Origin of the sequence: Enterobacter sp. P82 (assembly GCF_037053385.1) — a bacterium.
Lineage (GTDB): Bacteria > Pseudomonadota > Gammaproteobacteria > Enterobacterales > Enterobacteriaceae > Enterobacter.
Genome location: NZ_JBALHX010000001.1, coordinates 2,511,715 through 2,531,936 on the forward strand (window position 1 = coordinate 2,511,715; position 20,222 = coordinate 2,531,936).

Here is a 20,222-nt window from a genome sequence, read left to right on the forward strand (position 1 = left end):
GCACAAATCAGGTCTGGACAAACAAAAAAGGCACATCAAATGATGCGCCCTTGTACTATTCAGCTTCCCTGAATCGGGAAAGCAATCAGTTTACTGCGTCTTTCAGCGCTTTACCTGCACGGAAACCCGGCACTTTAGCAGCAGCAATGGTGATCTCTTTACCGGTCTGAGGGTTGCGGCCAGTACGGGCAGCACGCTCTTTAACAGCAAAAGTACCGAAGCCTACCAGTGCAACGTCGTCCCCAGCCTGCAGAGATTCAGTAACAGAAGCAATTAATGCATCTAACGCACGTCCAGCTGCAGCCTTAGAAATATCAGCACCAGCAGCAATTTTGTCAATCAGTTGAGATTTATTCACTGTTCTCTTCCTCTCTTTATAATTTATATCGCGCCTGAATCCTTCACAACGCGACCGCGCAGCAGTTATATCAGGCCTGCCATGACCTTACAACACCCGTTGTTGATGGCTGACCTAATCAGCAATCTAAATTAGCTATACAAAAAAAGGCTGGCAAGTGCGAAATGACTTACCAGCCTTGTTTTTATTGACGCTCTTTGCGCGAGGTCACTATTTTGCGGTTACAACCTGCATTCCGGAGGGTTCATTCTGCAGTGCGAGACTAAGAACTTCCTCAATGCGTTTAACCGGATGGATCTGCAGATCGGCAATTACGTTGTCCGGAATCTCTTCCAGATCGCGTTTATTCTCGTAAGGAATCAATACTGTTTTGATCCCACCACGATGTGCAGCCAGCAGTTTTTCTTTTAATCCACCGATTGGGAGTACCTGACCACGCAGGGTGATTTCACCCGTCATTGCCACATCGGCACGCACCGGGTTACCTGTCAGACAGGAAACCAGAGCGGTACACATGGCAATACCTGCGCTTGGGCCATCTTTCGGCGTCGCGCCTTCAGGAACATGAACGTGGATGTCGCGTTTTTCGTAGAAATCCGGGTTGATACCCAGTTTTTCCGCGCGCGCACGTACCACGGTCAATGCAGCCTGAATGGACTCCTGCATCACTTCGCCCAGAGAGCCGGTGTAGGTCAGCTTACCTTTACCCGGTACACAGGCGGTTTCGATGGTCAGCAGATCGCCACCCACTTCCGTCCATGCCAGACCCGTCACCTGACCCACGCGGTTTTCGTTGTCCGCGCGACCATAGTCGAAACGCTGAACACCGAGATAGGCATGCAGATTGTCGCCGTTAATCACAATGTGTTTCAGGCTCTTATCCAGCAGCAGCTGTTTGACCGCTTTACGGCACAGTTTAGAGATTTCACGCTCAAGGCTACGCACGCCCGCTTCACGGGTGTAGTAGCGGATGATGCCAATAATCGCGCTGTCCTCTACGGTCAGCTCATTGGCTTTCAGCGCGTTACGCTCAATCTGTTTCGGCAGCAGGTGCTGCTTAGCGATGTTCAGCTTCTCATCTTCGGTATAACCGGAGAGACGGATCACTTCCATACGGTCCAGCAGTGGGGCCGGAATGTTCATGGAGTTGGAGGTCGCCACGAACATCACATCGCTCAGGTCGTAGTCCACTTCCAGGTAATGATCGCTGAACGCCACGTTCTGTTCTGGATCAAGCACTTCCAGCAAAGCAGACGCAGGATCGCCACGCATGTCCGACGACATCTTGTCGATCTCATCGAGCAGGAACAGCGGGTTTTTAACGCCCACTTTCGCCATCTTCTGGATCAGTTTACCCGGCATAGAACCGATGTAGGTACGACGGTGACCGCGGATTTCCGCTTCATCGCGTACACCACCCAGCGCCATACGGATGTACTTACGCCCGGTCGCCTTGGCGATGGACTGACCCAGAGAGGTTTTACCCACGCCAGGAGGTCCTACCAGGCACAGAATTGGGCCTTTGATTTTGTTTACACGGCTTTGTACCGCGAGGTACTCAAGAATACGATCTTTCACGCGTTCCAGGCCGTAGTGGTCAGTATCGAGGATTTCCTGAGCCTGACGCAGATCTTTTTTGACCTTGCTGCGGGCATTCCACGGAACCTGCACCATCCACTCAATGTAGCCACGTACGACGGTCGCTTCAGCTGACATAGGAGACATCATTTTCAGCTTCTGCAGTTCTGCTTCCGCTTTCTCTTTTGCCTCTTTTGGCATCTTCGCCGCGTCGATCTTGCGCTTCAACGCTTCGTTTTCGTCCGGCGCATCGTCCATCTCGCCCAGTTCTTTCTGAATAGCTTTCATTTGCTCATTCAGATAGTACTCACGCTGAGATTTCTCCATCTGCTTTTTCACGCGGTTGCGAATACGCTTCTCAACCTGCAGCAGATCGATTTCAGACTCCATCATCGCCATCAGATATTCCAGACGCTCATTAACGTCGGACATTTCCAGAACGGACTGTTTGTCAGCCAGTTTCAGCGGCATATGTGCAGCGATGGTGTCCGCCAGACGGGCAGGATCGTCGATGCTGTTCAGCGACGTCAGCACTTCTGGTGGGATTTTCTTGTTCAGCTTGATATAGCCTTCAAACTGGCTAATCGCGGTGCGTACGAGCACTTCCTGCTCGCGTTCATCAAGCTGAGGCGAATCAAGGTACTCTGCCTTCGCAGAGAAATGTTCGCCATTGTCAGACAGAGTGGTAATACGCGCACGCTGCAGGCCTTCAACCAACACCTTCACGGTGCCGTCAGGCAGCTTCAGCATCTGCAAAATAGAGGCCACGGTCCCGACGGTGAAAAGATCGTTTACACCCGGCTCATCCGTTGATGCTTCCTTCTGCGCCACCAGCATGATTTTTTTATCATGATCCATGGCAGCTTCAAGGCAACGGATAGATTTTTCCCGCCCTACAAATAAGGGTATGACCATGTGCGGATAAACCACCACATCGCGCAACGGCAATACGGGGATTTCAATGCGTTCAGAACGCTCAGGATTCATAGAGCTCTCTCTTAGTTTAGTGTCCGCCAGGTAAGCTGGTCATGTAACAGTACTTCACACAACCATTAACATGTATCCAGTATATGGGGATGTTTCCCACACATTCAACGCCATGATTACGGAAAAAGTAAAGGGGAGATAAAATCCCCCCTTTTTGATTAACTGCTTGTATGATTTGGTGAATTATTCGCCAGACGCCTGCTGCGCTTCCGGTTTGCCGTAAATCAGTAACGGTTTGGTTTGACCGCTAATGACAGACTCGTCGATAACCACTTTTTCGACATCTTCCATCGACGGCAGATCGTACATGGTATCCAGCAGCGCCGCTTCTACGATAGAACGCAGACCACGCGCACCGGTTTTACGAATCATCGCTTTTTTAGCAATCGCATCCAGCGCTTCGTCACGGAACTCCAGATCAACACCTTCCAGATTGAACAGCGCCTGATACTGTTTAGTCAGCGCATTTTTCGGCTCTTTCAGGATCTGGATCAGCGCCTCTTCACTCAGCTCATTGAGGGTGGCCACAACCGGCAGACGACCAATGAATTCAGGAATCAGACCGAATTTAATCAGATCTTCTGGTTCAACCTGCGACAGCAGTTCGCCTTCGTTCGGTTTTTCTGACGTCGATTTCACCGTCGCGCCAAAACCAATGCCGGAGCCGGTTTCAACACGGTGGGAGATAACTTTATCCAGACCCGCAAACGCACCACCACAGATGAACAGGATCTTAGACGTATCAACCTGCAGGAACTCCTGCTGCGGATGTTTACGACCTCCCTGTGGCGGAACGGCGGCAACAGTCCCTTCGATCAGCTTCAGCAGTGCCTGCTGTACGCCTTCACCCGACACATCACGGGTGATCGACGGGTTGTCGGATTTACGAGAAATCTTGTCGATCTCATCGATGTAAACAATCCCGCGCTGGGCTTTCTGTACGTCGTAATCGCACTTCTGCAGCAGTTTCTGGATGATGTTTTCTACATCTTCACCCACATAACCCGCTTCGGTCAGGGTGGTGGCATCCGCCATGGTGAACGGAACATCCAGCAGACGCGCCAGAGTTTCAGCCAGCAGCGTTTTACCTGAACCGGTTGGGCCGATCAGCAAAATGTTACTTTTACCCAGTTCGACGCCATTACTGGTATCACCGTTACGCAGACGTTTGTAGTGGTTATATACCGCTACCGCCAGCACTTTCTTGGCCTGCTCCTGACCGATGACATAGTCGTCAAGGTGATGACGAATTTCATGCGGTGTTGGCAGTGCACTACGTTCACGGTGTGGCGCAACTTCTTTAATCTCTTCGCGAATGATGTCGTTACATAAATCGACACATTCGTCGCAGATATACACGGACGGCCCGGCAATCAGTTTACGCACTTCATGCTGGCTTTTGCCGCAAAAAGAGCAGTACAGCAGTTTGCCCGAACCATCTTTGCGTTTATCTGTCATGAGTCCAAACCTCTTTTTAAGTTCTTTGTGCCGCACATGACGACGCAAATGCCATTCTAAGACGCAAGCTGCTCTCAGGCAAAGTGCCGCCTTACTTTAGTATAGCGGCACACTTGCGTCGCGGGCATCAATTACGATGGGTCAATACGGAGTCGACTAAGCCGTACTCAACTGCCTCTGAAGCAGAGAGGAAGCGATCGCGCTCGGTATCGCGCTCGATCTGCTCAAGCGATTGACCTGTATGCTGCGCCATGAGTTCATTCATGCGCGCTTTTACTTTCAGAATTTCACGGGCGTGGATTTCAATATCCGTCGCCTGCCCCTGGTAACCACCCAGCGGCTGGTGAATCATCACGCGGGAATTAGGTAAGCAGAAACGCTTACCTTTAGCCCCTGCAGTTAACAGGAACGCGCCCATAGATGCAGCCTGACCCATACAGATAGTGCTTACATCAGGCTTGATGAATTGCATGGTGTCATAAATGGACATACCTGCCGTAATCACGCCACCCGGGGAGTTAATGTACAGGTAAATGTCTTTTTCCGGGTTTTCCGCTTCCAGAAACAGCATCTGCGCCACGATCAGGTTAGCCATGTGGTCTTCCACCTGACCGGTCAGAAAGATAACGCGTTCCTTGAGCAGACGGGAATAGATATCAAAAGAACGCTCACCACGTGAGGTCTGTTCAATAACCATTGGCACCAGCGCCATATGGGGTGCAAAGTTATCTCGTTCGCCACTGTATGACATTTCCGTCTCCTGGATCAAAATTGAAAACACCTGCTGTACTGATTGTAACCTTACGGACGGATTATCAGCCAGTCTCATTCATCGTGATTACACACTTATGGGGTTCACTGTGCCCTATTTCAAGCATAACAACCTTTTGTTGTTACGCTAACACTGAAAGGGCGTTTTAGCACTCTTCCTGGGCTATTGGTGTGATAAAAAAAACCCGCTGCCACAAGGCAACGGGTTTTCTGTTCAAACTTTAAACCTTTGGGGCGAAATTACGCCTGCTGGTTCATCAGTTCGTTGAAAGAGGTCGCTTTTTCGGACACTTTAGCTTTCGCCAGTACTGCTTCAACAGCCTGCTCTTCCAGTGCGACATTGCGCATGTTGTCCATCAGCTCTTTGTTTTTACCGTAGAACTCGATAACTTCTGATGGATCTTCGTATGCAGACGCCATCTCTTCGATCAGGCCTTTCACACGCTCTTCGTCAGCTTTCAGCTCGTGGGTACGAATCACTTCGCCCAGCAGCAGGCCAACAACAACACGGCGTTTCGCTTGCTCTTCGAACAGCTCGCGTGGCAGTTCCATCGCTTGCTGCTGGTTGCCACCGAAACGCTGTGCAGCCTGACGGCGCAGTACGTCGATTTCGCTGTCGATCAGGGCAGCTGGAACGTCGATATCGTTCGCTTTCACCAGACCTTCGATCGCCTGAGATTTCACACGGTTACGCACAGCGCCGTTCAGCTCGCGTTCCATGTTTTTACGCACTTCAGTACGCAGACCCGCTACAGAACCATCTTCCACGCCGAAACGTTTGATGAATTCTTCAGTCAGTTCTGGCAGTTCGCGCTCTTCGACTTTCTTCAGATTGATAACGAACTTGGCCGCTTTACCTTTCAGGTTTTCAGCGTGGTACTCTTCAGGGAAGGTCACATCAATAGTGAACTCTTCGCCAGCCTTGTGGCCTTTGATACCGTCTTCGAAGCCTGGGATCATACGACCCTGGCCCATTGCCAGTACGAAGTCAGACGCTTTACCGCCTTCGAACTCTTCGCCGTCTACAGAACCGGTGAAGTCGATGGTCACACGGTCTTCCGCGTCAACAGCGCCTTCTTTCTCTTTCCAGTTCGCCTGCTGCTTACGCAGGGTGTCCAGCATGCCGTCAACATCTTCGTCAGTCACGGACACAATCGGTTTTTCAACTTCGATTGATTCCAGACCTTTCAGCTCAACTTCTGGATATACTTCGAACTCTACGGAGTAGGTGAAGTCTTCGCCCAGTTTGTATTCGCCTGGAACGTAGTTCGGCGCGCCGGCCGGATTGATTTTTTCTTTGATGATCGCATCAATAAAGTTACGGCTCATCAGTTCACCCAGCACATCCTGACGCACGGAAGCGCCATAACGCTGAGCAACAACATTCATTGGTACTTTGCCCTTACGGAAGCCGTCAATACGTACTTTTTTTGCTACGTTGACCAGCTCGCTTTTCACAGCAGTTTCGATGCTGTCAGCAGCGATAGTAATCGTTACACGGCGGCCAAGGCCTTGAGTGGTTTCAACTGAAACTTGCATCTTGTTACCTCAAAAAAATCACAGTGCTCGGTCAACTCTGAATCTGTCTGTTATACCGGGATGCTCTCTTAGTGCAGATTCACATTCCCTGTCGCCAGAATCATCCCGAAGACATTCAATAAGACGCGGCATTATAGCGGCATCACTTAGGTGAGTCGAGAACGGTTGGGGCATGTTGCTGCGGCTTTTTTCACACTTTAAGGCTATTTTTAGCCTTAAAATCGCACCATCCGCTCAAAACTCAGACAAAACAAAACGGCCCGGAGGCCGTTTTGAGGAAATCTTTAAGCAACATACTGGAAAAGCTCCAGCCGTTGCAAATCCGATTTATCAGGCGATGGTGCCAGCACCGCGGCACGGCGGCGATGCGAAAACCGTATCCTGCAAACCTTCCCATTCCTTAATGGTGTAGGTATGCAATGCCAGCGCATGTACGGTTGTGGAGAGTTCTTCCGTCAAGGTGCTGTAGATCAAGCGGTGTCGGTTCAGGAAACGTTCTCCCGTGAAGCGATCGCTAACCAGAACCACTTTAAAGTGGCTTTCAGAACCTGCCGGCACGTTATGACGATAGCTTTCGTCGACGACTTCGAGGAACACAGGGTTGAACGCTGCCCTTAATTTATCTTCTATCTGCTCACGTATCATCATGAAATTACTCCTCCGACAACGCCAGGATGTCACCCATCCCTTTAAATGTTAGCCGCTTTTACCGTTTCCATTACACCTTGACAACAAATATTTAGCTTTCGTCTGATTTTCTCATTCAAACGAATGAAGTTTACTGTGAGGCTCATACGTTTTGTCATTCAAAGGTTGAGAAAAAGAGTAAGCTGGTCAGTTTTCAGACAAGGCGATGAATTTACATGCGTTGACCACTTCCCCTGGCCGTTAGCGATGTTATGATGGCGGCAATTTTTCTCTCTATATGCTTACGATTCGTTGAGAACCCGAAAATGTTAAAAAAACTCTTCTTTCCGTTGGTAGCCCTTTTTATGCTGGCAGGCTGCGCTACCCCGCCAACAACAATTGATGTCTCACCAAAAATTACGCTGCCTCAGCAGGATCCAAGCCTGATGGGCGTTACCGTGAGCATTAACGGTGCCGATCAGCGTCAGGATCAGGCCCTGGCGAAAGTGACCCGCGACAATCAACTGGTGACGTTGACCGCATCCCGTGACCTGCGCTTCCTGTTGCAGGAAGTGCTGGAGAAACAGATGACTTCCCGTGGCTACATGATTGGCCCAAGCGGTGCAGTTGATCTGCAGATCATCGTCAACAATCTGTACGCTGATGTTTCCCAGGGTAACGTTCGCTACAACATCGCCACCAAAGCTGATATCGCCATCATCGCCACCGCGAAGAACGGCAATAAGATGACCAAAAACTATCGCGCCAGCTACTCCGTAGAAGGTGCGTTCCAGGCCTCTAATCAGAACATTGCTAACGCGGTGAACAGCGTGCTGACCGATACCATCTCCGATATGGCGCAGGACACCAGCATTCACGACTTCATCAAGCAGAACGCGCGTTAATCCTGCTGACTGACCCGGTTTTTAGCCGGGTCAGTTTTTAAGAACATGTCCAGTCATTACTTACGCATTTTCCAGCAACCCAAATCAGCCATTCTGCTGATCCTTGGCTTTGCCTCCGGTTTACCGCTCGCGCTCACCTCCGGCACGCTTCAGGCGTGGATGACGGTCGAGAATATCGATCTCAAAACTATTGGTTTCTTCTCACTCGTCGGCCAGGCGTATGTCTTTAAGTTCCTGTGGTCGCCGGTGATGGATCGCTACACCCCACCGTTCCTGGGCCGCCGTCGCGGCTGGCTGGTTATGACGCAGGTGCTGCTGCTGCTGGCCATTGCCGCCATGGGCTTCCTGGAACCCTCAACACAACTTCGCTGGATGGCCGCCCTTGCGGTGGTGATCGCCTTCTGTTCCGCGTCCCAGGATATTGTGTTTGATGCCTGGAAGACGGACGTGTTGCCTGCGGAAGAACGCGGAGCCGGTGCGGCCATCAGCGTGCTGGGCTATCGCCTCGGGATGCTGGTTTCTGGTGGGCTGGCATTGTGGCTGGCCGACCGCTACCTCGGCTGGCAGGGTATGTACTGGCTGATGGCTGCCCTGCTGATCCCCTGCATTATTGCAACACTGTTCGCCCCCGAACCCAGCGATGTGATCCCGGTACCACGCTCGCTGGAACAGGCCGTCGCCGAACCGCTACGTGATTTCTTTGGCCGCAACAATGCCTGGCTGATCCTGCTGCTTATCGTCCTTTATAAGCTGGGCGATGCCTTCGCGATGAGCCTGACCACCACCTTCCTCATTCGTGGTGTGGGTTTTGATGCGGGGGAAGTGGGCGTGGTGAACAAAACGCTCGGGTTGTTTGCAACCATTGTCGGTGCACTTTACGGCGGTGTATTGATGCAGCGCCTGACGCTGTTCCGTGCACTGCTGATCTTTGGCATTCTTCAGGGGGTCTCCAACGCAGGCTACTGGCTGCTGTCGATTACCGATAAACATATGATCAGCATGGCCGCGGCAGTGTTCTTTGAGAACCTGTGTGGCGGAATGGGTACCGCGGCGTTTGTCGCCCTGCTGATGACGCTCTGCAACAAGTCGTTTTCTGCAACGCAGTTCGCCCTGCTCTCGGCGCTTTCTGCCGTGGGTCGCGTATATGTGGGGCCGATTGCCGGTTGGTTTGTTGAAGCGCACGGTTGGCCAACGTTTTATCTCTTCTCCGTGGTGGCTGCCGTGCCGGGTATTTTATTGTTGCTGGTCTGTCGCCAGACGCTGGAATACACCCAACGGACAGAACACTTTATGCCGCGCACTGAATATCACCGCGCTTACCGTTTCGCGTTACGTCTGTTAATGGCGGGTTGCTTCGCGCTGGTGCTCTGGCTTGTGGTGCTCATTATTAATGCCAGTACCTCTCTGGCACTTCCCGTTGATACCCTTCTGCTGGATGCAGGAGCCCTGCTGGCTGTTGCCGGGATCCTGATCGGGGGTCTACTCGATTTCATGGCTCTGCGTAAAACACAGGTGACCTGAAGAGAAATGCGAAAGGTTATTTCCCGTTGTAATCACTAAACGAAATTATAACGGTGAAATAGCCGCCAACCGCTGAAAAAAATAATTGTTGTTTTGTGCGGGATAAAATTTGGAAATTATTGGAGCCTGTTCCAAAACACTATTTTTCATTAACCGATTCAGCATCAGATAGTTTGATTTTTCGTTTTTTATATGTCTCTTTATTGATAATTAATTGTTAATTTTTTGTTTATTTTCAACAATGGTTATACCAATTGCCCCTTTTAGGGTATGCTTGGGGGTCCTTTCGTTATAAAGCCCTTGCCATGCGGCTTCGGTCATAAAAACCGACATAATTTGCAACACTTGTGACACGTGCGGCAGAACCCGGTAACACCTTCCTGACACAGTCCTAATGATGTTTACAGTAATGTAACCTTCCCGTAAAATGCCCGCACACTTTAAACGCCACCAGACTCCGTGGAATTGAGGTCGTTAAATGAGACTCGGGAAATACAATAAAAGTTTGGGATGGTTGTCATTATTCGCGGGCACTGTATTACTCAGTGGCTGCGATTCTGCACTACTAGACCCCAAAGGGCAGATTGGACTGGAACAACGTTCACTGATATTGACGGCTTTTGGCCTGATGTTGATTGTGGTTATTCCTGCCGTTTTGATGGCTGTTGGTTTCGCCTGGAAGTATCGTGCGAGCAATAAAGATGCGAAGTATAGTCCTAACTGGTCACACTCCAATAAAGTGGAAGCTGTGGTCTGGACAGTGCCTATTCTGATCATCCTGTTCCTTGCCGTGCTGACCTGGAAAACCACTCACTCCCTCGAACCAAGCAAACCGCTGGTTCATGATGAAAAACCGATTACCATCGAAGTGGTCTCCATGGACTGGAAATGGTTCTTCATCTATCCGGAACAGGGCATTGCTACCGTGAATGAAATCGCCTTCCCGGCGAACACTCCGGTTCAGTTCAAAGTGACCTCCAACTCCGTAATGAACTCCTTCTTCATCCCGCGTCTGGGCAGCCAGATTTACGCGATGGCCGGTATGCAGACTAACCTGCACCTGATTGCCAATGAAGCAGGCACCTATGATGGTATCTCCGCCAGCTATAGCGGTCCGGGCTTCTCAGGTATGAAGTTCAAAGCTATTGCGACGCCAGACCGTGCCGCTTTCGACCAGTGGGTTGAAAAAGCGAAACAGTCTCAAAACACCATGTCTGACATGGCGGCGTTCGATAAAGTGGCTGCACCTAGCGAATACAACAAGGTGGAGTACTTCTCTAACGTGAAACCTGATTTGTTCAAAGACGTTATTGGCAAATTTATGGATCACGGTAAGAGCATGAACATGTCCCAGCCAGAAGGCGAGCACAGCGCGCATGAAGGTATGGAAGGCATGGACATGAGCCACGCGGAAACCGCTCACTAAGGGGCCGAGGAAGAAAATGTTCGGAAAATTGACACTGGATGCAGTGCCATACCATGAACCCATTATCGTGGTTACGGTGGCTGCAATTATCATTGGTGGTGCGGCTTTACTGGCCTTAATCACTTACTTCGGTAAGTGGAGCTACCTGTGGAATGAGTGGCTGACTTCGGTTGACCACAAAAAACTCGGTATCATGTACTGCATCGTCGGTATCGTCATGTTAATTCGTGGCTTTGCGGATGCGATCATGATGCGTAGCCAGCAGGTGCTTGCCTCTGCGGGTGAAGCGGGCTTCCTGCCGCCTCACCACTACGATCAGATCTTTACCGCCCACGGCGTTATCATGATCTTCTTCGTGGCGATGCCGCTGGTTATCGGTCTGATGAACGTTGTCGTTCCGCTGCAAATCGGCGCGCGCGACGTTGCATTCCCGTTCCTGAACAACCTGAGCTTCTGGTTCACGGTTGTCGGCGTAATCCTGGTTAACCTGTCACTGGGTGTGGGCGAATTTGCTCAGACCGGCTGGCTGGCTTATCCACCGCTTTCGGGAATTGAATACAGTCCTGGCGTAGGTGTCGACTACTGGATTTGGGCGATTCAGCTCTCCGGTATCGGTACAACCCTGACCGGTATTAACTTCTTCGTGACCATTATCAAGATGCGTGCCCCTGGCATGACGATGTTCAAGATGCCAGTATTTACCTGGGCATCTCTGTGCGCCAACATCCTGATTATTGCCTCCTTCCCAATTCTGACCGTCACCGTCGCGCTGCTGACCCTGGACCGCTACCTGGGCACCCATTTCTTTACCAACGATATGGGTGGCAACATGATGATGTACATCAACCTGATTTGGGCCTGGGGTCACCCGGAAGTGTACATTCTGGTTCTGCCTGTCTTCGGTGTGTTCTCCGAAATCGCAGCGACCTTCTCACGTAAGCGCCTGTTTGGTTACACCTCTCTGGTGTGGGCAACCGTGTGTATTACCGTGCTGTCGTTCATCGTTTGGCTGCACCACTTCTTCACCATGGGTGCTGGCGCGAACGTAAACGCCTTCTTCGGTATCACCACCATGATTATCGCCATCCCTACCGGGGTGAAGATCTTCAACTGGCTGTTCACCATGTACCAGGGCCGCATCGTGTTCCACTCAGCAATGCTGTGGACCATCGGCTTCATCGTGACCTTCTCCGTGGGTGGGATGACCGGCGTACTGCTGGCGGTACCGGGTGCTGACTTCGTACTGCACAACAGCCTGTTCCTGATTGCGCACTTCCATAACGTTATTATTGGTGGTGTGGTCTTCGGTTGCTTCGCTGGCGTCACTTACTGGTGGCCAAAAGCGTTCGGCTTCACGCTGAACGAGACCTGGGGCAAACGTGCGTTCTGGCTGTGGATCATCGGCTTCTTCGTAGCGTTCATGCCGCTGTATGTGCTGGGCTTCATGGGTATGACCCGTCGCCTGAGCCAGCAGATTGACCCTCAGTTCCACCCAATGCTGGTTGTTGCAGCCTGTGGTGCGGCGCTGATTGCACTGGGTATCGCATGCCAGCTGATTCAGTTCTACGTTTCTATTCGCGACCGCGATCAGAACCGTGACCTGACCGGTGACCCATGGGGTGGTCGTACGCTGGAGTGGGCGACTTCTTCTCCACCTCCGTTCTATAACTTTGCCATCGTGCCACACGTTCATGAGCGTGACGCATTCTGGGAAATGAAAGAAAAAGGTGAAGCGTACAAGCAACCTGCTCATTACGAAGAGATCCATATGCCGAAAAACAGCGGCGCGGGCATTGTGATTGCCGCTTTCGCAACGGTGTTTGGTTTCGCAATGATCTGGCACATCTGGTGGTTGGCGATTGCGAGCTTCGCTGGCGTCATCATTAGCTGGATTGTGAAGAGCTTTGACGAGGACGTGGACTACTACGTACCAGTCCGTGAAGTCGAAAAACTGGAAAACCAGCATTTCGACGAGATTTCTAAAGCGGGGCTGAAAAATGGCAACTGATACTCTGGCGCACTCAACTGCCCACGCGCATGAACATGCGCACCACGATACAGGACCGACCAAAGTCTTCGGTTTCTGGATCTACCTGATGAGCGACTGCATTCTGTTCTGCTGTCTGTTCGCGACCTATGCCGTTCTGGTGAACGGCACAGCGGGCGGCCCGACTGGCAAGGACATCTTTGAACTGCCGTTCGTTCTGGTTGAAACCGCACTGCTGTTATTCAGCTCTATCACCTACGGCATGGCGGCTATCGCCATGTATAAAAACAACAAGAGCCAGGTTGTCTCCTGGCTGGCGTTGACCTGGTTGTTTGGTGCTGGATTTATCGGGATGGAAATCTATGAATTCCATCACCTGATTATGGAAGGTTTCGGGCCTGATCGTAGTGGCTTCCTGTCCGCGTTCTTCGCGCTGGTCGGTACTCACGGTCTGCACGTAACCTCAGGCCTGATCTGGATGGCGGTACTGATGTTCCAGGTATCCCGTCGCGGCCTGACCAGCACTAACCGTACCCGTATTATGTGCCTGAGCCTGTTCTGGCACTTCCTGGACGTGGTATGGATCTGTGTGTTCTCTGTTGTCTATCTGATGGGGGCGATGTAATGAGTCATTCAACCGATCATGGCGCTTCCCACGGTAGCGTAAAAACCTACATGACAGGTTTTATCCTGTCGATCATCCTGACGGTGATCCCGTTCTGGATGGTGATGAGCGGTTCTGCTTCTCACGCGGCGATTCTGGGCACTGTCCTGGTCACCGCTGTGGTTCAGATTCTGGTGCATCTGGTTTGCTTCCTGCACATGAACACCAAGTCCGATGAAGGCTGGAACATGACGGCCTTCGTCTTTACCGTGATTATCATCGCTATCCTGGTAGTCGGTTCCATCTGGATTATGTGGAACCTCAACTACAACATGATGGTTCACTAAGAGCGGCGAGTATGTTTAAGCAATACCTGCAAGTAACGAAACCAGGCATCATCTTTGGCAACCTGATCTCTGTGATCGGAGGGTTCCTGCTGGCCTCTAAAGGTAGCATTGATTACACCCTCTTTATCTACACGCTGGTCGGTGTGTCACTGGTTGTTGCGTCCGGTTGTGTATTTAACAACTACATCGACATGGATATCGACAAGAAGATGGAAAGGACCAAAAATCGGGTGCTGGTGAAAGGCCTGATCGCCCCTTCCGTCTCGCTGGTGTACGCCACCTTGCTGGGTATTGCTGGCTTTATGCTGCTGTGGTTTGGTGCTAACCCACTGGCCTGCTGGCTGGGGGTGATGGGGTTCGTGGTTTATGTGGGCGTTTACAGCCTGTATATGAAACGTCACTCCGTTTACGGCACGCTGATTGGTTCTCTCTCCGGCGCTGCGCCGCCGGTGATTGGCTACTGCGCGGTCACGAACGAGTTCGACAGTGGTGCAGCTATCCTGCTGGCTATCTTTAGCCTGTGGCAGATGCCGCACTCCTATGCCATCGCGATTTTCCGCTTTAAGGATTATCAGGCAGCGAATATCCCGGTTCTGCCAGTCGTGAAAGGCATCTCCGTTGCCAAGAACCACATCACGCTGTACATCATCGCTTTTGCCGTGGCAACACTGATGCTCTCTCTGGGCGGCTACGCTGGATACAAATATCTGGCGGTAGCGGCCGCAGTGAGCGTCTGGTGGCTCGGTATGGCGCTGCGCGGTTACAAAGTGGAGGATGACAAAGTCTGGGCGCGCAAACTGTTTGTGTTCTCGATTGTGGCCATCACCTCGCTGTCCGTGATGATGTCCGTAGACTTCATGGTGCCTGAATCACACAACCTGCTGACTTACGTCTGGTAAGCCACAACAGGTGAATAGAGGGGTGCTTCGGCACCCTTTTTTATTCACTGAATCTATTAATAACGCATGTAATATTTGTTAAATAACCCTTTATTTACCCCGCCCCTTCCCCGCACTACACTATGGCCTGCTTTTGAACTGAGGTGGTAATGAACGATTATAAAATGACGCCAGGCGAGCTTCGCGCGACCTGGGGCTTAGGGACTGTCTTCTCGCTACGGATGCTTGGCATGTTTATGGTCCTGCCTGTTCTGACCACGTACGGTATGGCGTTGCAGGGAGCCAGCGAAGCGCTGATTGGACTCGCAATCGGTATCTACGGACTGGCGCAGGCGGTATTCCAGATCCCGTTTGGCCTGCTCTCTGACCGGGTTGGACGAAAACCGCTAATTGTCGGTGGTCTGCTTATTTTTGTTCTCGGGAGCGTCATTGCCGCCCTCTCCCACTCCATATGGGGCATTATTCTTGGCCGGGCCTTGCAGGGTTCCGGCGCAATAGCTGCTGCGGTGATGGCATTGCTGTCAGATTTAACCCGCGAGCAAAACCGCACTAAGGCGATGGCGTTTATCGGTGTAAGTTTTGGCGTCACCTTTGCCATTGCAATGGTGCTCGGCCCCATTATTACCCATGCACTCGGCCTGCACGCCCTGTTCTGGATGATTGCCGTGCTGGCGACAGTCGGTATCGTCTTAACCCTATGGGTGGTGCCAGACAGCAAAAACCACGTCCTCAACCGTGAATCCGGGATGGTAAAAGGCTGCTTCAGCAAAGTGATTGTCGAGCCTCGCCTGCTCAAGCTCAATTTTGGCATTATGTGCCTGCATATCCTGCTGATGTCGACCTTTGTCGCCCTGCCAGGCCAGCTTGCTGCGGCGGGTTTCCCGGCCGCTGAGCACTGGAAAATCTATCTGGTCACGATGCTAATTTCGTTTGTCTCCGTCGTACCGTTCATCATCTACGCCGAAGTGAAACGCAAGATGAAGCGCGTCTTCGTGGGCTGCGTGGCGGTACTGCTGATTGCCGAGATTGTGCTCTGGGGCTCCGGCCCTCACTTCTGGGAACTGGTAGCGGGTGTGCAACTCTTCTTCCTGGCGTTTAACCTGATGGAAGCGTTGCTGCCGTCGCTTATCAGTAAAGAATCTCCTGCGGGTTACAAAGGCACGGCGATGGGTATTTACTCCACCAGCCAGTTTATCGGCGTGGCAATTGGCGGTTCGCTTGGCGGCTGGGTGGATGGTCTGTTTGACTCACAAACCGTGTTCCTTGCGGGCGCGCTGCTGGCTACTGTCTGGCTGTTGGTTGCCAGCACCATGAAAGAACCGCGCTACGTCAGCAGTCTGCGAGTAGAAATTCCGGATGATGTTGAGATCAACGACGCACTCAAACAGCGTCTTGAAACCACGGAGGGGGTAAGTGAAGTGCTGATCGCCCCGGAAGAGCGCAGTGCCTATGTCAAAATAGACAGTAAGGTAACTAACCGCTTTGAAGTCGAGCAGGCACTCAAAGCCTGAAAAAATGCCCGGTCTGACCGGGCATTTTCGTCTTAATCGCGGAAGTTTTTAAACTGGAACGGTTGCCCCAGATCGCCGCCACGCACCAGCGCCATTACGGACTGCAAATCATCACGGGATTTGCCCGTTACACGAATTTCTTCGCCCTGGATCTGCGCCTGCACTTTCAGCTTGCTGTCTTTGATGAGCTTAACGATCTTCTTCTGCACCGCGCTCTCAATACCCTGCTTCAGTTTGGCTTCGACAAACCAGTTTTTACCGCTGTGCACAAACTCTTCCGGCACATCCAGAGATGTTCCTTCAATGCCGCGCTTTAACAGCTTGGCACGCAGAATGTCGAGCAGCTGATTCACCTGGAAATCAGACTCGCTCAGCACCTTAATGGTCTTATTTGCATCGTTCAGCTCAAACGTTGCCTCAACGCCACGAAAATCGAAACGTGACTCAACTTCGCGGGTTGCGTTCTCAACGCCGTTGCGAACTTCCTGGATATCAACTTCGGAAACAATATCGAAAGATGGCATCTTTTCTTCTCCCTTCACTTTTGTTGCGTTGCATAATACCCGCTACGAGGCATAACTCAACAGAAGCTTAGCTGTATAATTAAGCTGTAACACCTGGCGCAGTTGCAGGTGAGGAGGAACAATGAAAATTACAGTGCTCGGATGCGGAGCGCTTGGTCAGCTGTGGTTGACCGCGCTGTGCAAGCACGGACATGAGGTTCAGGGCTGGCTGCGCGTGCCCCAGCCCTATTGCAGGGTAAACCTGATTGGTGAAGACGGAAGCATCTTTAACGAATCTCTCACCGCGAACGATCCTGACTTCCTGGCGCAAAGCGACCTCTTACTGGTGACGCTCAAGGCATGGCAGGTTTCAGACGCCGTAAAAGCACTGGCCGCTCAACTCCCCCCCACTTCCCCTGTTCTGCTGCTGCATAACGGCATGGGGACGCTTGATGAGCTCAAAAGTATCCCGCAGCCGCTGCTGATGGCAACGACCACGCACGCTGCACGTCGCGACGGCAATATCATCGTACATGTCGCCAGTGGGGTGACGCATATCGGCCCAGCCAGGACACAGGATGGCGACTACAGTTATCTTGCCGACATACTGCAGAAGGTATTGCCGGACGTGGCCTGGCATAACAATATCCGTCCTCAGCTCTGGCGCAAGCTGGCCGTAAACTGCGTGATTAACCCACTAACCGCGTTGTGGAACTGTCCGAACGGAGAACTGAAAAAACATCCGCAGGAGGTTGCGATGCTGTGTGCAGAAGTCGCGGAGGTCATTGAACGGGAAGGCTTGCATACCTCGGCGGAGGATTTACGCTATTATGTCGAGCAGGTTATTGATAGTACTGCAGAAAATATCTCCTCGATGTTGCAGGATGTTCGGGCATTACGCCACACTGAAATCGACTACATTACCGGCTATCTGCTAAAACGCGCCCGCGCACACGGTATTACGGTGCCGGAAAACGCCCGTCTGTATGACCTGGTTAAACGTAAGGAGAGTGAATATGAGCGCGTCGGCACTGGTCTGCCTCGCTCCTGGTAGCGAAGAGACAGAAGCGGTCACCACCATTGATTTAATGGTGCGCGGCGGTATTAAGGTGACAACCGCCAGCGTCGCCAGCGACGGTAATCTGGCAATCACCTGCTCACGCGGGGTAAAAATCCTCGCGGATGCCCCGCTGGTGCAGGTGGCCGACGGGGAATACGACATCATCGTCCTGCCCGGTGGCCTGAAGGGCGCAGAGTGCTTTCGCGACAGCCCGCTGCTGGTCGAAACCGTGCGCCAGTTTCATTTATCCGGCCGTATCGTCGCAGCCATCTGCGCCGCCGCCGGAACGGTTCTGGTTCCGCACGACATTTTCCCCATCGGCAATATGACCGGTTTCCCAGGGCTTAAGGATACGATCCCGGAAGAGCACTGGGTGGATAAACGCGTCGTCTGGGACCCGCGCGTCAACCTGCTGACCAGCCAGGGGCCCGGTACCGCGATTGATTTTGGCTTAAAGATTATTGACCTGCTGGTCGGGCGTGAGAAGGCGTACGAAGTGGCGTCATCGCTGGTGATACCGGCGGGGATTTATAATTATTATGAAGAGTAGTGCAAAGAAAAGCCGGGTGGCGGCTGCGCCTTACCCGGCCTACAAATGCATACACCCGTAGGCCCGGTAAGCGAGGCGCCACCGGGTGAGAAACTACGGGCGATACACCTTCACATTCGCAAAGCCCTGCTCGCGCAGATACAGCGCCTGCAGACGGCTCATCACCCCACGCTCACACCACAGCAGATAGGTTTTGCTCTGGTCGAGGTCGCCAAATTTGGTGCTCAGCTTGTAGAACGGCAGAGAAACCACTTCGACGCCTTCAACCTGCAGCGGCTTGTCATCCTGCTCATCAATGGAGCGAATATCCAGAATTGCATCGTTAGCGCCGAAACCGCTCACGGTTTCAACTTCTACGACTTCCTGTTCGGTCTGCTGGGCAATCTCGCGGATATCAATGTTGGACGCTTCCGCCACCACTTTTTCCAGAATGCCGAAATCGAAGTTCTCTTCTTCCGCTTCGATCTTCGCCTTCACCGCTTTGACGGTCGGGCTTTTTGAGATCACGCCGCAGTATTCCGGCATGGTACGGGCAAAATCTTCAGTACCGATTTCGCGCGCCAGGTCGATGATGTGCTCTTTGTCGTGGGAAATCAGCGGACGCAGGATCAGCGTATCTGACACGTTGTCGATAAGACGCAGGTTGGTCAGCGTCTGGCTGGAGACCTGGCCAAGCGCTTCACCGGTAACCAGCGCCTGCACGCCGTAGCGCTCAGCCACTTTGGATGCTGCACGCACCATCATACGCTTCAGCACCACGCCCATCTGGCCGTCGTCGACTTTCTCGAGGATTTCACCCACGACCGGCTCAAAGTTGATCGCCACGAAACGCACGCGGTGGGAACTGCCGAAGCGGTTCCACAGATAATGCGCAACCTGACGAACGCCGATTTCATGTGCCGCGCCGCCCAGGTTGAAGAAGCAGTAGTGCACGCGGCAGCCACGACGCATCAGCATATAGCTGGAGACGCCGGAATCGAAGCCGCCGGAGATCAGTGACAATACATCTTCCTGAGTACCAATTGGGAAACCGCCAATACCTTCGTAACGACCTTTCACCAGCAGCAGACGATCGTTTTCGATCTCCAGGTTAACGGTTACGTCCGGGTTGGTCAGACGCACGCGCGCAGACTCGACGTGCTGATTCAGACCGCCGCCAACGTAACGTTCCACTTCAATGGAGCTGAATTCATGCTTACCGCGACGCTTCACGCGGACACAGAAGGTTTTGCCTTCGATCTGGTCGCGGTACTGCACCAGCGCTTTTTCGAAGATGTCATGCAGGGAGGTGAAAGGAACATCTTCCACTTCCAGAATATGGTGAATGCCCGGAATACGGGTCAGTGCGTCGCGGATATCCTGACGTTTGTTTTCGTCTTTCGCACGGACTTCAACGTGGTCCCAGTGGCGCACCACGGCAAGGGTTTCGTCGTAGTGCTTTAATACGTTACGAATGTTCCCGGTGAGAATTTTAATAAAGCGCAAACGCACAGATTGGCTTTTGATGGTGATTTCAGGGAACAATTTAATGATAAACTTCATGGCGGCAATGTTTCTTAGGCAAGCTTATAAGGCTTGTAATGGAAAAATA

Annotated in this window: 18 protein-coding genes; 10 read left to right on the plus strand and 8 right to left on the minus strand. The window is 52.1% G+C overall.

Features of this window, described 5'->3' with window-relative positions:
• Positions 1-85: 85 nt before the first annotated feature.
• The 6 genes from hupB to bolA all read right to left on the minus strand — a co-directional run bounded on the left by hupB (position 86) and on the right by bolA (position 7,339).
• Positions 86-358, minus strand: a complete 273-nt coding sequence (gene hupB / locus WB237_RS12040; RefSeq protein WP_002444653.1) for a nucleoid-associated protein HU-beta — start codon at positions 356-358, stop codon at positions 86-88.
• Between the two features lie 210 nt (positions 359-568).
• Positions 569-2,923 (minus strand): endopeptidase La, encoded by a 2,355-nt coding sequence (gene lon, locus WB237_RS12045; protein WP_028017640.1) that lies wholly within the window; start codon positions 2,921-2,923, stop codon positions 569-571.
• Positions 2,924-3,106: 183 nt separating this feature from the next.
• Complete coding sequence (gene clpX, locus WB237_RS12050) at positions 3,107-4,381, minus strand: ATP-dependent protease ATP-binding subunit ClpX (protein ID WP_028017641.1); 1,275 nt, start codon at positions 4,379-4,381, stop codon at positions 3,107-3,109.
• Positions 4,382-4,508: 127 nt separating this feature from the next.
• Positions 4,509-5,132, minus strand: a complete 624-nt coding sequence (gene clpP / locus WB237_RS12055) for an ATP-dependent Clp endopeptidase proteolytic subunit ClpP (protein ID WP_020885210.1) — start codon at positions 5,130-5,132, stop codon at positions 4,509-4,511.
• A 260-nt stretch (positions 5,133-5,392) separates the two neighbouring features.
• Positions 5,393-6,691 carry a trigger factor gene (gene tig, locus WB237_RS12060; RefSeq protein WP_028017642.1) on the minus strand — a complete coding sequence of 433 codons (1,299 nt, stop codon included), beginning with the start codon at positions 6,689-6,691 and terminating at the stop codon, positions 5,393-5,395.
• A 330-nt stretch (positions 6,692-7,021) separates the two neighbouring features.
• Positions 7,022-7,339 (minus strand): transcriptional regulator BolA, encoded by a 318-nt coding sequence (gene bolA, locus WB237_RS12065; protein ID WP_013095855.1) that lies wholly within the window; start codon positions 7,337-7,339, stop codon positions 7,022-7,024.
• Positions 7,340-7,644: 305 nt separating this feature from the next.
• On the opposite strand from bolA, the gene WB237_RS12070 reads away from it, so the two are divergent.
• The 8 genes from WB237_RS12070 to WB237_RS12105 all read left to right on the plus strand — a co-directional run bounded on the left by WB237_RS12070 (position 7,645) and on the right by WB237_RS12105 (position 16,518).
• Positions 7,645-8,223, plus strand: coding sequence for a lipoprotein (locus WB237_RS12070; RefSeq protein WP_114977931.1), 579 nt, complete (start codon positions 7,645-7,647; stop codon positions 8,221-8,223).
• Positions 8,224-8,268: 45 nt separating this feature from the next.
• A complete protein-coding gene (gene ampG, locus WB237_RS12075) occupies positions 8,269-9,744 on the plus strand; it encodes a muropeptide MFS transporter AmpG (protein WP_336213250.1) in 1,476 nt (491 codons plus the stop codon).
• 478 nt (positions 9,745-10,222) lie between these two features.
• Positions 10,223-11,170, plus strand: coding sequence for a cytochrome o ubiquinol oxidase subunit II (gene cyoA, locus WB237_RS12080; RefSeq protein ID WP_049007496.1), 948 nt, complete (start codon positions 10,223-10,225; stop codon positions 11,168-11,170).
• A 16-nt stretch (positions 11,171-11,186) separates the two neighbouring features.
• The gene (cyoB, locus tag WB237_RS12085; RefSeq protein WP_028017646.1) at positions 11,187-13,178 is read left to right on the plus strand and encodes a cytochrome o ubiquinol oxidase subunit I; all 1,992 of its coding nucleotides are present in this window, start codon (positions 11,187-11,189) and stop codon (positions 13,176-13,178) included.
• The gene (locus WB237_RS12090; RefSeq protein ID WP_028017647.1) at positions 13,168-13,782 is read left to right on the plus strand and encodes a cytochrome o ubiquinol oxidase subunit III; all 615 of its coding nucleotides are present in this window, start codon (positions 13,168-13,170) and stop codon (positions 13,780-13,782) included. Before cyoB ends, WB237_RS12090 begins: the two co-directional genes overlap by 11 nt.
• Positions 13,782-14,108, plus strand: a complete 327-nt coding sequence (locus WB237_RS12095) for a cytochrome o ubiquinol oxidase subunit IV (RefSeq protein ID WP_028017648.1) — start codon at positions 13,782-13,784, stop codon at positions 14,106-14,108. The genes WB237_RS12090 and WB237_RS12095 overlap by 1 nt, the downstream gene beginning before the upstream one ends.
• An 11-nt stretch (positions 14,109-14,119) precedes the next feature.
• A complete protein-coding gene (gene cyoE / locus WB237_RS12100) occupies positions 14,120-15,007 on the plus strand; it encodes a heme o synthase (RefSeq protein ID WP_028017649.1) in 888 nt (295 codons plus the stop codon).
• A 149-nt stretch (positions 15,008-15,156) separates the two neighbouring features.
• Positions 15,157-16,518 (plus strand): MFS transporter, encoded by a 1,362-nt coding sequence (locus WB237_RS12105; protein WP_336213253.1) that lies wholly within the window; start codon positions 15,157-15,159, stop codon positions 16,516-16,518.
• 32 nt (positions 16,519-16,550) lie between these two features.
• On the opposite strand, the gene WB237_RS12110 is transcribed toward WB237_RS12105, so the two are convergent.
• Complete coding sequence (locus WB237_RS12110; protein WP_028017651.1) at positions 16,551-17,042, minus strand: YajQ family cyclic di-GMP-binding protein; 492 nt, start codon at positions 17,040-17,042, stop codon at positions 16,551-16,553.
• A 121-nt stretch (positions 17,043-17,163) separates the two neighbouring features.
• Here WB237_RS12110 and panE point away from each other — a divergent pair, with 121 nt between their 5' ends.
• Together panE and yajL are read left to right on the plus strand one after the other, a co-directional pair.
• Positions 17,164-18,075, plus strand: coding sequence for a 2-dehydropantoate 2-reductase (gene panE / locus WB237_RS12115; RefSeq protein WP_336213256.1), 912 nt, complete (start codon positions 17,164-17,166; stop codon positions 18,073-18,075).
• Positions 18,038-18,631 carry a protein deglycase YajL gene (gene yajL / locus WB237_RS12120; RefSeq protein ID WP_237995583.1) on the plus strand — a complete coding sequence of 198 codons (594 nt, stop codon included), beginning with the start codon at positions 18,038-18,040 and terminating at the stop codon, positions 18,629-18,631. Before panE ends, yajL begins: the two co-directional genes overlap by 38 nt.
• Positions 18,632-18,724: 93 nt before the next feature.
• On the opposite strand, the gene thiI is transcribed toward yajL, so the two are convergent.
• Positions 18,725-20,173, minus strand: a complete 1,449-nt coding sequence (gene thiI, locus WB237_RS12125) for a tRNA uracil 4-sulfurtransferase ThiI (RefSeq protein WP_114977924.1) — start codon at positions 20,171-20,173, stop codon at positions 18,725-18,727.
• Between the last annotated feature and the right edge of the window lie 49 nt (positions 20,174-20,222).

Excerpts from the sequence above, each read along its gene's own strand:
- WB237_RS12070 (WP_114977931.1), top strand. The coding sequence starts at position 7,645 with ATGTTAAAAAAACTCTTCTTTCCGTTGGTAGCCCTTTTTATGCTGGCA.
- bolA (WP_013095855.1), bottom strand. The coding sequence starts at position 7,339 with ATGATGATACGTGAGCAGATAGAAGATAAATTAAGGGCAGCGTTCAAC.
- WB237_RS12095 (WP_028017648.1), top strand. The coding sequence starts at position 13,782 with ATGAGTCATTCAACCGATCATGGCGCTTCCCACGGTAGCGTAAAAACC.
- WB237_RS12090 (WP_028017647.1), top strand. The coding sequence starts at position 13,168 with ATGGCAACTGATACTCTGGCGCACTCAACTGCCCACGCGCATGAACAT.
- yajL (WP_237995583.1), top strand. The coding sequence starts at position 18,038 with ATGAGCGCGTCGGCACTGGTCTGCCTCGCTCCTGGTAGCGAAGAGACA.
- cyoA (WP_049007496.1), top strand. The coding sequence starts at position 10,223 with ATGAGACTCGGGAAATACAATAAAAGTTTGGGATGGTTGTCATTATTC.
- thiI (WP_114977924.1), bottom strand. The coding sequence starts at position 20,173 with ATGAAGTTTATCATTAAATTGTTCCCTGAAATCACCATCAAAAGCCAA.
- tig (WP_028017642.1), bottom strand. The coding sequence starts at position 6,691 with ATGCAAGTTTCAGTTGAAACCACTCAAGGCCTTGGCCGCCGTGTAACG.
- ampG (WP_336213250.1), top strand. The coding sequence starts at position 8,269 with ATGTCCAGTCATTACTTACGCATTTTCCAGCAACCCAAATCAGCCATT.
- cyoB (WP_028017646.1), top strand. The coding sequence starts at position 11,187 with ATGTTCGGAAAATTGACACTGGATGCAGTGCCATACCATGAACCCATT.
- cyoE (WP_028017649.1), top strand. The coding sequence starts at position 14,120 with ATGTTTAAGCAATACCTGCAAGTAACGAAACCAGGCATCATCTTTGGC.
- panE (WP_336213256.1), top strand. The coding sequence starts at position 17,164 with ATGAAAATTACAGTGCTCGGATGCGGAGCGCTTGGTCAGCTGTGGTTG.
- clpP (WP_020885210.1), bottom strand. The coding sequence starts at position 5,132 with ATGTCATACAGTGGCGAACGAGATAACTTTGCACCCCATATGGCGCTG.
- lon (WP_028017640.1), bottom strand. The coding sequence starts at position 2,923 with ATGAATCCTGAGCGTTCTGAACGCATTGAAATCCCCGTATTGCCGTTG.
- WB237_RS12105 (WP_336213253.1), top strand. The coding sequence starts at position 15,157 with ATGAACGATTATAAAATGACGCCAGGCGAGCTTCGCGCGACCTGGGGC.
- WB237_RS12110 (WP_028017651.1), bottom strand. The coding sequence starts at position 17,042 with ATGCCATCTTTCGATATTGTTTCCGAAGTTGATATCCAGGAAGTTCGC.
- clpX (WP_028017641.1), bottom strand. The coding sequence starts at position 4,381 with ATGACAGATAAACGCAAAGATGGTTCGGGCAAACTGCTGTACTGCTCT.